Raw genomic sequence first — 12,652 nt, 5'->3', positions numbered from 1 at the left:
GAGCATCCATTTTCGTAATTGCTGGCACTCTAACTGAGATTGGAAAATTGATCAAATGGAAATAATTATCATTTGCGATCTTATTTATATTCACGTATCTTAATTAGCATTGATTGATGGGCGACTATTTTTTGAACTTGGAAGGCGTACTGTGACACCGAAACGATATCTGGTTTTTGGCGCATTAACCGTTGCAATCCAAACGGGTGTGATTGCATCGCAGCCTGCTATGCCATTACTAAGTAGTCTCAGTGAATCGACACAAATGACCGCACTCAAAGAAGCAAATAAAGCGGTTACCTTAAGCTTTGCAGCTCCTCGTGCAGCAGAAAAATCAGCGATAAAAAATACGCCTGCAAATACGATTACCGAAGATGCGATTTCAACAAATGTGCCTAATACCAGTAAGCCCCAAACGGCGTCAGCACTCACTGATACACCAGTAACTGAAATGGCAAGGCAAGCCTCCGCACCAACCACAGCTAAGCCGCGAACGATTCAATCCGCAGTGCAGAACAAGCCAACGTCGAACACATCCTCTAAGGCTGATGCGACAACAGCAAAGCCTCTTATGGCCGCAAATACACAGCATCAGAAAGAAACTGAAGAGATAACAAAACCTTCTGACTTAGTGTTGTCGCAAATGGCAGAAATAAAGGCTCAAGATAATGCCGTTATTAACAACATCAATATGGCGCCCACCAGCGCCAGCGAGAACACTAAAGCCACTCCCGAGGTTATTGAACTGGCAACACCGACTTTTGCCAGTAAACCGCCGCAACCCACCTATCCACGCATGGCACGTAAAAAAGGGCTTGAAGGCACGGCGACGGTAGAAGTGATGTTTAACGAATTTGGACAACAGCTCGCCCTCACCTTAGTGAAAAGCTCAGGCGTTGGACTATTAGATCAAGCGGCATTAGAGGCGGTTGAGACCTGGGAGTTTCAAGCCCCCACCAACAAACTGGCCAGCCATTACAAGGTGAGAGTACCTATTCGGTTCGCCTTAAATTGAACGTCCCTAACCGCAGTATTCCAGTTATCGCTGATAGCTTAATAACCCATTATTAAATAAAGAATTTAACCTAAGAGGCTTAATGCCCATGACTGACTTTTCCACCCTACAGGCTCAACTCGGCGCCCTGACTTGGCCGCTACTTATCTGCGCTTTTATCGCGTTAATGATTTGCCTCGAACGTAGCGCCTTATTTTTACAGCAATCCTTTGCATCTATGTCGCCCAAAAAACAGGCTTGGGTGAAAACGCTGCGTCAATCCGATGCCAAGGCCAACAGTGAAACTATTCAAGCGCTTATCAATAGTACGAATCGTCAGCAGGACTTACTGACAAGGGGCGCCAATTTACTGCTAAAACAAGCCGATAAGCCAAAGCCGCTCAGGGAAGAATTACTCAGCCTGTGGCTGAACAAGCAGCAAAGGGACTTACAAGCGGGTCTCAAGTTACTGCAAGTGATTGGGATTATTAGCCCATTGCTCGGTTTACTGGGGACGGTACTGGGGCTGATTGAAATGTTTGCCCAGTTAGGGCAATCCCAAGGTCCAGTCACCCCAGCACAGCTCAGTGCAGGGCTTGGGCTGGCGATGAACACCACGGCAGCGGGCCTGATTATTGCTGTGCCGACCATTACCGCCGCCCATTTGTTTGGGATCTGGGCCCATAGTCAGTGCGTAAAAGTGAGTCATGTATTGAATCAACTCAATTTGTGGCTATCGGGGGTTGAACATATCGCCCTCGAGCAGAATCACTATCAGGCTTTTGCCGACGTTAATCGCGCTAAACCCGCATCTAACACTCAACTCGAGTCACAGCCATGATCAGTGCCAATAGAGCCTCATTACCTCAAGCGGGGATCTCGGCCTTAGAGCCCCTGCCGAGTATCGATCTAACAGCATTAATTGACATTATTTTTATCGTCTTAGTGTTTCTATTGCTCACCGCCAATAGCCGTTTGATGAGTTTACCCGTGGAAGTGCCGCAAAGCCCAAGCAGCGCCATCTCGGCCGTCGAACCGAAACAATCCATCGCCATCAATATTATGGCAAGCGCTCCCCACTGGGCGCTAAACGGTGAGACCTATTCCGACTTAAGCGCCTTCAGCTTGGCATTTGAAGAACTATTAAAACGCCATCCTCAGGCCAGTATCATTATCGCCGCAGATAAAGCCGCGCCGGTAGAACCCTTAATGCAGCTGTTAGCGCTCTTGCAGGGCAATGCCATCAGCCAGACGCAAATTTTGATGGAGCATTAATCACTGAGGTTAAAGCAGAACATTTTCGAAACCATTTCCTTGGCAGTCGCTTTTACCTGCCTTGCACACAGATGAAGTAGGAGTTTACCCATGTTGTTTCAAGCCAATCGTCATGCCAATCAATCAGTCAATCAGTGGCGGCGATTTTTACAAGCACTCACCCTCTCAACGCTCGCCGCCTTATTCTCGACCAATGCCTTATCACAGGAGATAAAACTGGTTAGTGCGGGCGCGGGGGTGACTGAGTTGGTGCTTGCCCTCGATGCCGCCGACGAGCTGGTTGCGGTGGATTCGACCAGCTACCTTCCCGAGCACTTGGCATCGATTGCCAAATTGGGGTATCACAGAATGCTGTCGGCCGAGGGCATTATGGCGTTGTCACCAACTCTAGTTGTCGGCTCTGAGGTAATGGGCCCAGAAACCACCCTTAATGTGCTCAAACAGGCCAAGATTGAGGTGGTGAAGTTACCCTCAAGTGCCGATGAGAAACAGCTGATGACCAATATTGATACCCTAGCTCAGCTACTGAAACGCACAGACAAAGCTATACAGTTAAAACAAGATTTGCATCAAAGACTTGATGGGCTACATAAACAGCAACTGCAATTGAGCCAACAGCAGGCCCAGCCGAAAATCCTGTTTATGTTATTACAGGAAGGACGCGGCGCCCGCGTCGGCGGCAAAGGTACTGCGGCCGATACCATTATCGCGCTCGCGGGAGGGAAAAATATTGCCGACTTTGAAGGTTACAAAAGTCTCTCCCAAGAGGGCATACTCTCACTCCAGCCCGATGTGATTTTACTCTCTACGCGCAGCGAGCAGAGCGATGCACAAACGGATGAACAAACCGCGCAAGCACTGTTAAAGGAAATGCCATTACTCGCCCATACTCCCGCAGGCAAAAATGGCCATATCCAAACCCTTGCGCCGCAAGCCTTACTCGGCGGATTAGGCATTAGTGCTATCGGAGCGGCTGAAGACTTGGCCGCCACTTTGCTCAAGCAAGATCAATAATGTTAGGGCTGATGAGTATGTTACAACATCGCTGGCTATGGCCCACCATGGCAATGCTGCTACTCCTCAGCAGCTTGCTTTCCGTCAGTGTCGGGCCTGTGAATATCAGCCTTATCGACTCCCTCAGCGCGGTATTTAATTGGGCCACGGAACAAAATATTGGCAATCTCGCGCCCCACGAGCAACTGGTTGTCAGCAATGTCCGCTTACCTCGCACCTTACTCGCCCTTGCCGTTGGGGCTATGTTGGCCCAATGCGGTGCGGTGATGCAGGGGTTGTTTCGTAACCCCTTGGCGGATCCAGGGATTATTGGCGTGTCATCCGGCGCGGCATTAGGTGCGGCCATCTGCATAGTGCTATTCCCCCACGCCGAATCGGTCATGATTTCTGTCAGTGCTTTTGCCTCTGGTTTAATCACTACTCTTATCGTCTATCGTCTTGCCAGCAGCGCTTTAGGCACATCGGTCGTGTTATTGCTCTTATCAGGTGTCGCCGTTGCCGCGCTCGCCGGAGCTGGGATTGGTGTATTGACCTATTTAGCCAATGATATGGCGCTCAGGGACTTAACCCTGTGGCAGATGGGCAGTATTGCCGGCGCACAATGGCAATATGTGGGTTTGTGTTTAGTCGTGCTGGCACTGCTCAGCTGGCAATTTAATCGTGATGCTAAGGCGCTTAATGCCCTGCTACTCGGTGAAGCCGAGGCTAGGCATTTAGGGATTGATGTTGATTCACTCAAGCTGAGACTCATCTTGCTCTGCGCCTTAGGGGTCGGCGTCAGTGTTGCGGCAACGGGCATTATCGGTTTTATTGGCTTAGTAGTGCCCCATTTAGTGCGTATGTTGCTGGGGCCAGATCATCAACGCCTCCTCCCCATGAGCGCTCTTTTAGGTGCCGCCTTGTTGGCACTTGCCGATATCGGCGCGCGCGCCTTTTTACCCCCTGCGGAACTGCCTGTTGGCTTAGTGACAGCGCTCATTGGCGCCCCATTCTTTATCTTTTTACTCCTGCAACAACGCAGCAAATTAATCTAAGCGAGAACTCCATGGCTATGAGCTTATCGGCTGCGCCCGTCGCTAAACAACATTTTGAACGTACCCAATTAAGCGTGGATAGACTCAGCTACGCTATCGGCAATAAGGCGGTGTTAAAAGACATTTGTGTGCAATTTCAACCGGGCAGTGTCACCGCTCTGTTAGGACCGAATGGCGCGGGTAAGTCCACACTGTTAAAGGCACTGTGCCAAGAGATCCCCGCCGCGCGCGGCAGCATCCGGCTTGGCCACTGTCCGCTTGCCGATTGGCCAAGGGCTGAACTGGCAAAATCGCTCGCTGTGCTACCACAGCACGCGAGTTTAACCTTTCCCTTTAAGGTGAATGAAGTGGTCGCCATGGGCTTGTATCCCCTCACGCTGAGCCAACAGGCGGGACAACATCTAGTGACCAAATGGCTCACTGAGGTGGAGATATTGCACTTGGCACAGCGTAGTTACCCCACCCTTTCGGGCGGCGAAAAACAAAGGGTGCAACTGGCGCGGGTATTAACTCAGTTGAGCCAATCTCCTTTCCCGCCGATTTTACTGCTCGATGAACCTACCTCGGCACTGGATCTGGCGCAGCAACACAAGGTATTAGCGCTGGCAAAAAATCTCGCCCACAAGCACGCCTACACTGTGATTGTGGTACTACACGATCTCAATCAGGCCGCCCGTTACAGCGATAGAGTTATTGTCCTCAAGCAGGGGGAAATCGTCAGTGAAGGCTCGGCAAAGGAAGCTTTATCGGCCGAGATAATTCGGCAAGTATGGGATTATGAACCTGAGTTTATTCCTGCACCACAGGGCGGTTATCCATTGATTTTTTAATCCGAAATCAAACTCGCTAAGCTTTTTCACTTAAGGTTAAGGGTATAATCGTGCCAATCGATATCGCCAGTACATTGAGCAGATGAAAACCACGATTTCCACAGAGACGCAGCAAGACGCCTTAAGCATTGCCAAAGCCACGCAAAAACCGGGGCAAACGAAGGAACAGACTAAGCTTATCGCGCAGGGGATTGAAAAAGGCATTGCCGAATACAAAAAACGCCAAAAAGCCAAGGCCCGTGAGCGCGATAAACTGAGAAAACAACAACTAAGGGCCAGAAACCAACAAGCGAGCGCGGCTGACGAAATAGATGAAGGCGAAGATTTTTCGCTGCCGCAGACTCAATTTACTCCTGTTGCTTGGGCAGCCATCGCCTTGTTACTCCTCAGTTGGCTGGGCTTTGGGGCTTATATCTTCCTTTAACTGAGGATATTCGCGCGTAACCTATCAAGGTAGCTAGTCAGCTCCTGAGGCAAAAACGCTTGTGCCATTAGTGCCTTAGCATTGATATTGCCAGCCTTTAGCTGGACTCGCCCCGTCTCGGGGAAAAAGGCCAACTCGAGCCAGCTGGCTCTGTCGGGGTAGCCATCGAGTGTTAGACAAAGCGTATTATCCCGCTCAATGGCAGACTGACAATCCCAGCACTGGCCGACAAGGTCGAGCAGCACTTGCCCGCTTTGCGTGTCGGTTAATCTCGGCGCATATACCCAATGGGACATGCGCATTTCATGGGGAATGGTCTCCAGCTTAAAGCGGCCCTGTAGAAAAAACTGTTCGGTTAACATATTCGGATCATCAAAGTAGTTATCGTGTATGAATAAATCGTTTATTAAAAAGATGAATCGATAATGGCCTGATTAACTCTCTGGTTTATAAGTAGATTAACTCATTAAGCCTTCTAATCGATTCGCGAGCCGCTTAGCTAAACCTTTTTGCCAAGCCGCACTCTTTGGCTGACTGTAGAGCCTATCTTCCCACGCAAAAATCTTATTCATGCCATGGTATGCGAGCCAAGGTAAAGGCTCGCGCTCCCAGGGGGCTAATACCTGTTGAACTGGAGCATTAAACGCCCAAGGCATCGATGCAAGCTGTGTATCACGCCCTAATAGTAAGTCCACCAGCGTGCGGGCAAATAGGTTTGCCGCCCCGACACCTTCCCCACCATAGCCGCCAATCAGACCTAAACCCAGGCTCTTATCAAAAATGGCATGGGGAGCAAAACGCCTCGCCAAGGCTAACGTTCCGCCCCAACCATGGGTAATTTGCACGCCCTTAAGTTGAGGAAATAACGCCAATAGTAATTGATAACGGAAACCAAATTCGCCCTCGAAAGTACGCTGAGGTAGGCTTTGGTTTGCAGGAAATTTCCCGTTAAACAGTTTAGGGTCAAAACCAAATTCGGTGCGTATTTTCGCGCCAAAGCCATAACCGCCACGGGCACCAAATATCAGCCGATTATCAGGGCTACGCTGGCCATAAGTCACTATGCGGCTGGCATCACTAAAGGTCGCGCGATTGGCTAAGCCAATTGCATCCCATGTGGCATCCGTTAACGGCTCGGTGGCGATAAGTAGACTCTGCACAGGTAAGGTAAATCGCCCCAGTCCACTAAGCTGACGCAGATAACCTTCCACTGCGGGCACCACAATCGTCGCACGAACTCGTCCTTTTGGTGTTTGCAATAAGGTTTGTGCATCACCAAGATGCGCCATGTGATTTACTGGGGTGTGCTCGTAGATCTTCACTCCTAAGCGTTGCACCAAATCAGCCAAACCACAGACGAGTTTCGCCGGGTGTATTCGCGCGCAATGGGGAGTAAAAAGTGCCGCTTGGCCCTCGGCCATAGATACTTGCTTATCGAGATCAGTCTTATCCAGCCAACGAATATCTTCTTCACCAAAACCTTCTGCGCGCCACTGCGCTAATTCGGCTTTAATATTGGCTAATTGCTCTGGATAACGCGCCGCCACCCGCAGGTTACCGCCGTGGTGTAAATCACAGTCGATATGATGCTTGGCGCAAACTGTGGCCACTTCAGAAATAGTTGCTTGAATAATGGCTTTAGCGCTAAGGCGCTGCTCGCCCTCAAGCCGATTAAGATAGGCGACATCGCCACTGAAACTGCCCATCAACCAACCGCCATTTCGACCGGATGCACCTTGGCCTATGCATTCGGCCTCAAGGATAACCACTGACAGATTTGGCTGGTATTGTTTTAGATAATAGGCTGTCCAAAGCCCGGAATACCCCGCTCCGATAATGGCAACATCGGCGCTTATATCCTGCTCTAAGGGCGGTAAAACGGCTCGTCGAATTAACTTAGCCTCAGTGTCGAACCAAAATCCGCGCTCTTTCACGCCAAGGTTTCACTCGAGGCATTAACCCCAATAATTGCGGCAATTTCATCAACATGGGTATCAACCCAGGCGCTGCTTATGGGCCCCCAAGTAACGATACGATAATAACCCGCATTGTTACGACTGCCGTCCTGCACAAACTCGACTCGAATGCCAATATCTTCAAATGCGGCGATAGAATCCTGCAGCGTGCGCCGCGGCATTCCAGTTAACTTATTGAGTGATAAAAGGTTATGCCGTTCATCATCCATTAAATGCGCTAAATATAGCTTACGCAAAAATGCCTTATGCTGTTTCGACATCGATTGAGTGGCTGCAACTTCTAGGGGCATAACGGAGCGATCCAAATATTAACCAAGAGACAATAAAACTACTTGATATTCAGTGAATAAGAAATAGCCTCAGCGCAAATTATTAGGCAGATTTTACAGCGCTACACCTACCAATATTGAACAATTTTGCATCATTGACTTGTGTTTATCCCCCCATCGCTGTTATTTCTAAAAGGAGTCAATCGATGGGAACAAGCGATGAGCCACATTATTACTGCGGAGCAAGTGCTGCATTTCTGGTTTGAGGAAATCTCACCTAAATCTTGGTGGATAAAAGATCACGAGTTTGACGCCCTTATCCAGTCCCGTTTTGAAGAGTTGCTTAAACAAGCGAAACGGGGCGAGCTTGCCGATTGGCGCGTCACCCCTCAGGGACGGTTAGCCGAAATCATAGTGCTGGATCAATTCTCCCGAAATATCTATCGCGACACGCCCGCCGCCTTTGAGGCCGACGCTATCGCGCTCGTCCTAGCCCAAGAGGCTGTGGCTCAGCAGGTTGACCTAGCACTTAAGCCAAAACAAGTGCCCTTTTTATTTATGCCATACATGCATAGCGAGTCGGCCGTCATTCATCAGGTCGCCGAAAAGTTATTCAATCGAGAAGCGGCAATCGCCAATTTAGAATTTGAGCTTAGACACAAAGCCATCATTGACAGATTTGGCCGTTATCCTCATCGAAACAAGATATTAGGCAGAGAATCCACCGCCGATGAACTCGCCTTTTTAACCCAGCCGGGGTCCTCTTTCTAAGGTTCTTGCGCCTTTGCTAAATAAATTAAACAAGACTATAAATTAGCAAACTACACTTATTGCAGTAGGTCATGGAGCGGCCAAAACTGGTTGGTGACTCACTAAGAGGTATTGATGAGTGATGAGACAGGTTAACCTTGCTTCGGCTTACGCTAAATTTTGCCATATTCGTTACCCACTAATGGGGCTAATCGCCCTATTTCATCCCCTTACAAGCAAAGCTGATGAACTCAAAATAGGGGTCAGTGTGTCAATCCCTCCCTATGTGATTCAAGAGACCGATAGTGGCTTAGAGCTTGAATTACTCTACAAAGCCCTCGCCGTTAAGGGACATAATGCCAGCATTCATTATTTACCCTTAGCCCGCACTTTCCATGAACTCCGAAAGGGCAATCTCGACGGCATTATCAACATCAAAGAAGGCATGGTAGATAACGTATTCTACTCCGACGTCGCGATCCGCTATCAAAACTGTGCCATCAGCCTCGATGAACATAAGTTCGCTATCAACAGTGTTCAAGACCTTGCCAATAAAAAGGTAGTCGCCTTTCAACGGGCCTCAGTGTTGCTCGGCGAGGAATTTAGCCTGATGGCAAAAGCCAACAGCGGTTATCAAGAACAGGCGAGGCAAATACAACAGGTCTATATGTTGATGAAACACAGGGCCGATGTGGTAGTGATGGATAAGAACATTTTTAAATACTATCTCAAGCAGGCATTTATCGAGGGGAAATTGACCGAGGCGGAAATCAAGCAAGTGGCTATTTGCAATCGTATTTTCCCGCCAACGGAATATAAATTTGCCTTTTTAAATGAACAAATTCGGGATGACTTTAATCTGGGATTGAAGCAGATCACCGAGGATGGAACCATCAACGCGCTACAGGAAAAATATCGACGTTTCGTGTCCCTCGACAACGATGCCGAGGCCTCAAATACCCTGCTCGACCACACAGTGTTAAAGCATGATCCGCTCTGATCCTACTTAACGACTAGTACCGGGCACTTAGCGAGTCGCACCACATCTTGACTCACATGGGGTTTTAAAAAGTCCATTAAGCTAGTGCTACCATGGCTGGCAATGACCACCATGCCTACATCGGAGGCTTCGGCGAGAATTTCTTCACTGGCATCACCATGGCGAATGACGGGTTTGATACTCAGACCTGATTTTAATCCCTGCTGCATCTCCAGCTGTAGGCTTTGCATTTTTTGTTCAACAAATTCAGCGAGCTGTTGCTCTAATGTCGCAGGCGTCTCCACTGCCACACCGTAAAAATGGGCGCTTCGTGCGGGGCTAACGACATGTAACAAGCGGATATCCACCTGATAAAGATTCGCCATTTCAACCGCATATTTAAGAGCATGGGTGGCAGTCGCCGAAAAGTCCGTCGGGCATAACACTTCTTGAGTACGCATGATCTTATCCATCGCTTATGGTTGTTTCGCCCAATAAATGGGGGCTGATAATCTGTATTTTATAGCAGTAAATCGGCACAAGCAGCTAGGGCGTAAAATTAATTATGCTTTAGCAATCAAAAACAAAGGGCGCCTTAGCGCCCTCTTGTACCTCTGTTAAACGTTATTTTACTACCAGTACGGGGCATGCGGCGCCATTGGCAACGGCCTCGGCGACATTGGTATGTAAAAAGTGCGAGATCCCCGTCCTGCCATGGCTGGCAATCACTACCATGCCCACGTCTTTGCCATTCGCCTCTTCGAGGATCTGATCGACGGGATCGCCACGGCGAATTAAGGTCGTGATAGGTAATTCGGTTTTAAGGCCCTCGAGTAAAGCCTGCATCTTAGTTGCGGCGGCTTCTTCCATACTCTTAGCGAGTTCTTCGGGAGTGATCGCTAAGATCATATAGTTTTCGTCACCCAAGGGTTGCTCTACAACGTGTAAAATCTTTAGCCCTACATGGTATAGATTTGCCATTTCAATAGCATAACGTAGCGCATGGGCCGCAGTTTCCGAAAAATCGGTGGGCCAGAGTATTTGACCTGAACGCATAATCTGTTCTCCTTAATGGCTAGTCATCGTGAAGCTCATCTTTGAGCCAAGTAATGGCATCCAGCTTATCGACAAAAAACTTAACCTCAGCAGGAGTAAACCAGTTTGCCAGCTTCGCCATGACTTCCTGTAAAGTCGTTTTACCGACAATGGCAATCCGCTCAAAGTGGCGAACATGCTTAACCCCTAGTTTTAGATCGTCCCAAGCGGCTTGAAGTTCCCAACCATCGAGCTCAGTCACATCGACTAGGGCATAAATATCGGGATCTTTTACTCCAGCTAACGCGGCTTCGAGCACGGGCACCATCATCTCATAATCCTGATGAGTTAAAGTGCCAACGGCTTTAAAGGCAACAAAAAAATCATCGTCGCCATAACGCTCAATGCCAACAGAAATTCCATGCTTTAACAAAGTCATACCCACTCCTTGTTTAACCAACTACTATTTCAGTGTAGAAGTTAAGCCCACTTCGGGCCGTGATCTTGCTCATAAATACACCAGAACACTTGCGAATGCTCACGCTGTTCGCTAGGATAAACCGACTAATCAGTCGGTTTATTTTTATACGCCACAAATCGCTTCATCAGCTCAGACTTGCATCAGAGGGATCACTATGAATATGGCAACAGACCCAGCAAAAATCTCGTCACTCACCGAGTTACTCCAACGCCAACGTGCAAGTTACTTGGCGGCGCCGAATCCCGATTATGCTATCCGTAAAGAACGCTTAATCCGCCTTAAGGCTACTTTGTTGAAATTCCAACAGTCACTCGTCGAAGCGCTGTCACAGGACTATGGCCATAGATCGGTCGACGACAGCTTGATTTCCGACATTATGCCCGTGGTCAATAACATCAATTACAGCCTGAAAAACTTGAAGAAATGGCTCAAGCCAAGCCGCCGCCATGCGGGCATCTTACTCGCCCCCGCCCAAGTGAAAGTGCATTATCAACCACTGGGAGTTATTGGGATAATCGTGCCTTGGAACTTTCCCGTCATGCTCTCCATCGGTCCCTTAGTCACGGCCATCGCTGCAGGCAACCATGCCATGCTCAAACTGTCGGAATTCACTCCCGCGACCAATAGCGTCATTAAGCAATTACTTGCCGAAGTATTTGAAGAATCCCATGTTGCCGTGGTCGAAGGGGAAGCCGATGTCGCGGCGCAGTTTTCAGCCCTGCCCTTCGATCATCTGCTGTTCACCGGTTCAACCACAGTCGGTCGCCATGTGATGCGCGCCGCCGCCAATAATCTCACACCTGTGACCCTCGAACTGGGTGGTAAGTCGCCAGTGATTATCGCCCCCGATATGCCACTTGAGATAGCAGTAGAACGAATGATTTATGGTAAGTGTTTGAATGCTGGACAAATCTGTGTAGCCCCTGACTATGTGCTTTGTCCTAAGGCGAAAGTGGCAGAGTTTATCCAAGCCTATCAGACGAAATTCCAGGCCATGTATGGCGCCATTACCCACAGCAAAGATTACGGCAGCATCATTAATGCCCGCCAGTTTGAGCGCCTGCTAACCGTGCTTGAGGATGCCAAGGCTAAAGGGGCTAAGGTGATCCCCGCCTCGAATGACGTGATTGATAGCCAGCATCGTAAACTCGCGACTCAGCTCATTACCGACACCACTGAAGATATGCTACTCATGCAAGAGGAAATCTTCGGCCCACTGCTGCCAGTGATTGGTTATGACAGCCTAGATGAGGCCATTAGCTACGTGAACCATCGTGCTCGCCCCTTAGCCCTGTATGTGATGAGCTTTGATGAAGCAAGCCAACAAAAAATCCTCAAGCAAACTCATTCCGGCGGTGTGTGCATCAACGAAACCGTGTTCCATGTGGCCGCCGACGATGCCCCCTTTGGCGGTATAGGCCCATCGGGGATGGGGCATTACCACGGCAAGGAAGGATTCCTGACCTTTAGCCACGCCAAAACCGTACTTAGTCGAGGTCGCTTCAACACGGGTAAGTTTGTCCACCCTCCCTATGGTACTTTTATCCAACGGATGTTGATGAAGCTGTTTTTACGCTAATACGGGCGCTTA

Annotated in this window: 16 protein-coding genes; 10 read left to right on the top strand and 6 right to left on the bottom strand. The window is 49.1% G+C overall.

Annotated elements, in window-relative coordinates; genetic code table 11:
• The first annotated feature begins 151 nt into the window (after positions 1-151).
• The 7 genes from B5P39_RS02515 (at position 152) to B5P39_RS02485 (ending at position 5,571) form a co-directional block, all read left to right on the top strand.
• Complete coding sequence (locus B5P39_RS02515) at positions 152-1,015, top strand: energy transducer TonB (RefSeq protein WP_254915674.1); 864 nt, start codon at positions 152-154, stop codon at positions 1,013-1,015.
• A gap of 82 nt (positions 1,016-1,097) precedes the next feature.
• Complete coding sequence (locus B5P39_RS02510) at positions 1,098-1,835, top strand: MotA/TolQ/ExbB proton channel family protein (RefSeq protein WP_088210338.1); 738 nt, start codon at positions 1,098-1,100, stop codon at positions 1,833-1,835.
• Positions 1,832-2,269, top strand: a complete 438-nt coding sequence (locus B5P39_RS02505; RefSeq protein WP_088210337.1) for an ExbD/TolR family protein — start codon at positions 1,832-1,834, stop codon at positions 2,267-2,269. The genes B5P39_RS02510 and B5P39_RS02505 overlap by 4 nt, the downstream gene beginning before the upstream one ends.
• 90 nt (positions 2,270-2,359) lie before the next feature.
• Positions 2,360-3,283: a hemin ABC transporter substrate-binding protein gene (locus B5P39_RS02500; protein ID WP_088210336.1), complete on the top strand. Its 924-nt coding sequence runs from the start codon at positions 2,360-2,362 to the stop codon at positions 3,281-3,283.
• 17 nt (positions 3,284-3,300) lie between these two features.
• Complete coding sequence (locus tag B5P39_RS02495; protein WP_088210403.1) at positions 3,301-4,317, top strand: FecCD family ABC transporter permease; 1,017 nt, start codon at positions 3,301-3,303, stop codon at positions 4,315-4,317.
• An 11-nt stretch (positions 4,318-4,328) separates the two neighbouring features.
• The gene (locus B5P39_RS02490; protein WP_088210335.1) at positions 4,329-5,147 is read left to right on the top strand and encodes a heme ABC transporter ATP-binding protein; all 819 of its coding nucleotides are present in this window, start codon (positions 4,329-4,331) and stop codon (positions 5,145-5,147) included.
• Positions 5,148-5,229: 82 nt separating this feature from the next.
• Positions 5,230-5,571 carry a DUF2956 domain-containing protein gene (locus B5P39_RS02485; protein WP_088210334.1) on the top strand — a complete coding sequence of 114 codons (342 nt, stop codon included), beginning with the start codon at positions 5,230-5,232 and terminating at the stop codon, positions 5,569-5,571.
• Here the strand turns inward: B5P39_RS02485 and B5P39_RS02480 are convergent.
• From B5P39_RS02480 to B5P39_RS02470, 3 genes are all read right to left on the bottom strand, one after another.
• A complete protein-coding gene (locus B5P39_RS02480; RefSeq protein ID WP_088210333.1) occupies positions 5,568-5,933 on the bottom strand; it encodes a hypothetical protein in 366 nt (121 codons plus the stop codon). The two genes, B5P39_RS02485 and B5P39_RS02480, sit on opposite strands and share 4 nt — an antisense overlap.
• 96 nt (positions 5,934-6,029) lie before the next feature.
• On the bottom strand, positions 6,030-7,505 hold the full coding sequence (locus B5P39_RS02475) for an NAD(P)/FAD-dependent oxidoreductase (RefSeq protein ID WP_088210332.1): 1,476 nt from the start codon (positions 7,503-7,505) through the stop codon (positions 6,030-6,032).
• Entirely contained in the window at positions 7,502-7,837 is a 336-nt protein-coding gene (locus B5P39_RS02470; protein ID WP_011621673.1) for a winged helix-turn-helix domain-containing protein, read from the bottom strand. Before B5P39_RS02470 ends, B5P39_RS02475 begins: the two co-directional genes overlap by 4 nt.
• A 198-nt stretch (positions 7,838-8,035) precedes the next feature.
• On the opposite strand from B5P39_RS02470, the gene B5P39_RS02465 reads away from it, so the two are divergent.
• Positions 8,036-8,587, top strand: a complete 552-nt coding sequence (locus tag B5P39_RS02465; RefSeq protein ID WP_088210331.1) for a DUF924 family protein — start codon at positions 8,036-8,038, stop codon at positions 8,585-8,587.
• A 121-nt stretch (positions 8,588-8,708) separates the two neighbouring features.
• Positions 8,709-9,566: a substrate-binding periplasmic protein gene (locus tag B5P39_RS02460; protein WP_088210330.1), complete on the top strand. Its 858-nt coding sequence runs from the start codon at positions 8,709-8,711 to the stop codon at positions 9,564-9,566.
• 2 nt (positions 9,567-9,568) lie between these two features.
• On the opposite strand, the gene B5P39_RS02455 is transcribed toward B5P39_RS02460, so the two are convergent.
• The 3 genes from B5P39_RS02455 to B5P39_RS02445 form a co-directional block, all read right to left on the bottom strand.
• A complete protein-coding gene (locus B5P39_RS02455; protein ID WP_088210329.1) occupies positions 9,569-10,006 on the bottom strand; it encodes a universal stress protein in 438 nt (145 codons plus the stop codon).
• A 163-nt stretch (positions 10,007-10,169) separates the two neighbouring features.
• Complete coding sequence (locus B5P39_RS02450) at positions 10,170-10,601, bottom strand: universal stress protein (protein ID WP_011621669.1); 432 nt, start codon at positions 10,599-10,601, stop codon at positions 10,170-10,172.
• A gap of 19 nt (positions 10,602-10,620) precedes the next feature.
• Positions 10,621-11,019 carry an STAS/SEC14 domain-containing protein gene (locus tag B5P39_RS02445; RefSeq protein WP_011621668.1) on the bottom strand — a complete coding sequence of 133 codons (399 nt, stop codon included), beginning with the start codon at positions 11,017-11,019 and terminating at the stop codon, positions 10,621-10,623.
• A 196-nt stretch (positions 11,020-11,215) separates the two neighbouring features.
• Here B5P39_RS02445 and B5P39_RS02440 point away from each other — a divergent pair, with 196 nt between their 5' ends.
• On the top strand, positions 11,216-12,640 hold the full coding sequence (locus tag B5P39_RS02440; protein WP_088210328.1) for a coniferyl aldehyde dehydrogenase: 1,425 nt from the start codon (positions 11,216-11,218) through the stop codon (positions 12,638-12,640).
• Positions 12,641-12,652 lie beyond the last annotated feature (12 nt).

Source organism: Shewanella sp. Shew256 (assembly GCF_002196695.1).
GTDB lineage: Bacteria > Pseudomonadota > Gammaproteobacteria > Enterobacterales > Shewanellaceae > Shewanella > Shewanella mangrovisoli.
This window is presented reverse-complemented; position numbering and strand designations above follow the sequence as displayed.

Excerpts from the sequence above, each read along its gene's own strand:
- B5P39_RS02440 (WP_088210328.1), top strand. The coding sequence starts at position 11,216 with ATGAATATGGCAACAGACCCAGCAAAAATCTCGTCACTCACCGAGTTA.
- B5P39_RS02485 (WP_088210334.1), top strand. The coding sequence starts at position 5,230 with ATGAAAACCACGATTTCCACAGAGACGCAGCAAGACGCCTTAAGCATT.
- B5P39_RS02500 (WP_088210336.1), top strand. The coding sequence starts at position 2,360 with ATGTTGTTTCAAGCCAATCGTCATGCCAATCAATCAGTCAATCAGTGG.
- B5P39_RS02450 (WP_011621669.1), bottom strand. The coding sequence starts at position 10,601 with ATGCGTTCAGGTCAAATACTCTGGCCCACCGATTTTTCGGAAACTGCG.
- B5P39_RS02505 (WP_088210337.1), top strand. The coding sequence starts at position 1,832 with ATGATCAGTGCCAATAGAGCCTCATTACCTCAAGCGGGGATCTCGGCC.
- B5P39_RS02470 (WP_011621673.1), bottom strand. The coding sequence starts at position 7,837 with ATGCCCCTAGAAGTTGCAGCCACTCAATCGATGTCGAAACAGCATAAG.
- B5P39_RS02510 (WP_088210338.1), top strand. The coding sequence starts at position 1,098 with ATGCCCATGACTGACTTTTCCACCCTACAGGCTCAACTCGGCGCCCTG.
- B5P39_RS02480 (WP_088210333.1), bottom strand. The coding sequence starts at position 5,933 with ATGTTAACCGAACAGTTTTTTCTACAGGGCCGCTTTAAGCTGGAGACC.
- B5P39_RS02465 (WP_088210331.1), top strand. The coding sequence starts at position 8,036 with ATGAGCCACATTATTACTGCGGAGCAAGTGCTGCATTTCTGGTTTGAG.
- B5P39_RS02445 (WP_011621668.1), bottom strand. The coding sequence starts at position 11,019 with ATGACTTTGTTAAAGCATGGAATTTCTGTTGGCATTGAGCGTTATGGC.
- B5P39_RS02460 (WP_088210330.1), top strand. The coding sequence starts at position 8,709 with ATGAGACAGGTTAACCTTGCTTCGGCTTACGCTAAATTTTGCCATATT.
- B5P39_RS02455 (WP_088210329.1), bottom strand. The coding sequence starts at position 10,006 with ATGCGTACTCAAGAAGTGTTATGCCCGACGGACTTTTCGGCGACTGCC.
- B5P39_RS02495 (WP_088210403.1), top strand. The coding sequence starts at position 3,301 with ATGTTACAACATCGCTGGCTATGGCCCACCATGGCAATGCTGCTACTC.
- B5P39_RS02490 (WP_088210335.1), top strand. The coding sequence starts at position 4,329 with ATGGCTATGAGCTTATCGGCTGCGCCCGTCGCTAAACAACATTTTGAA.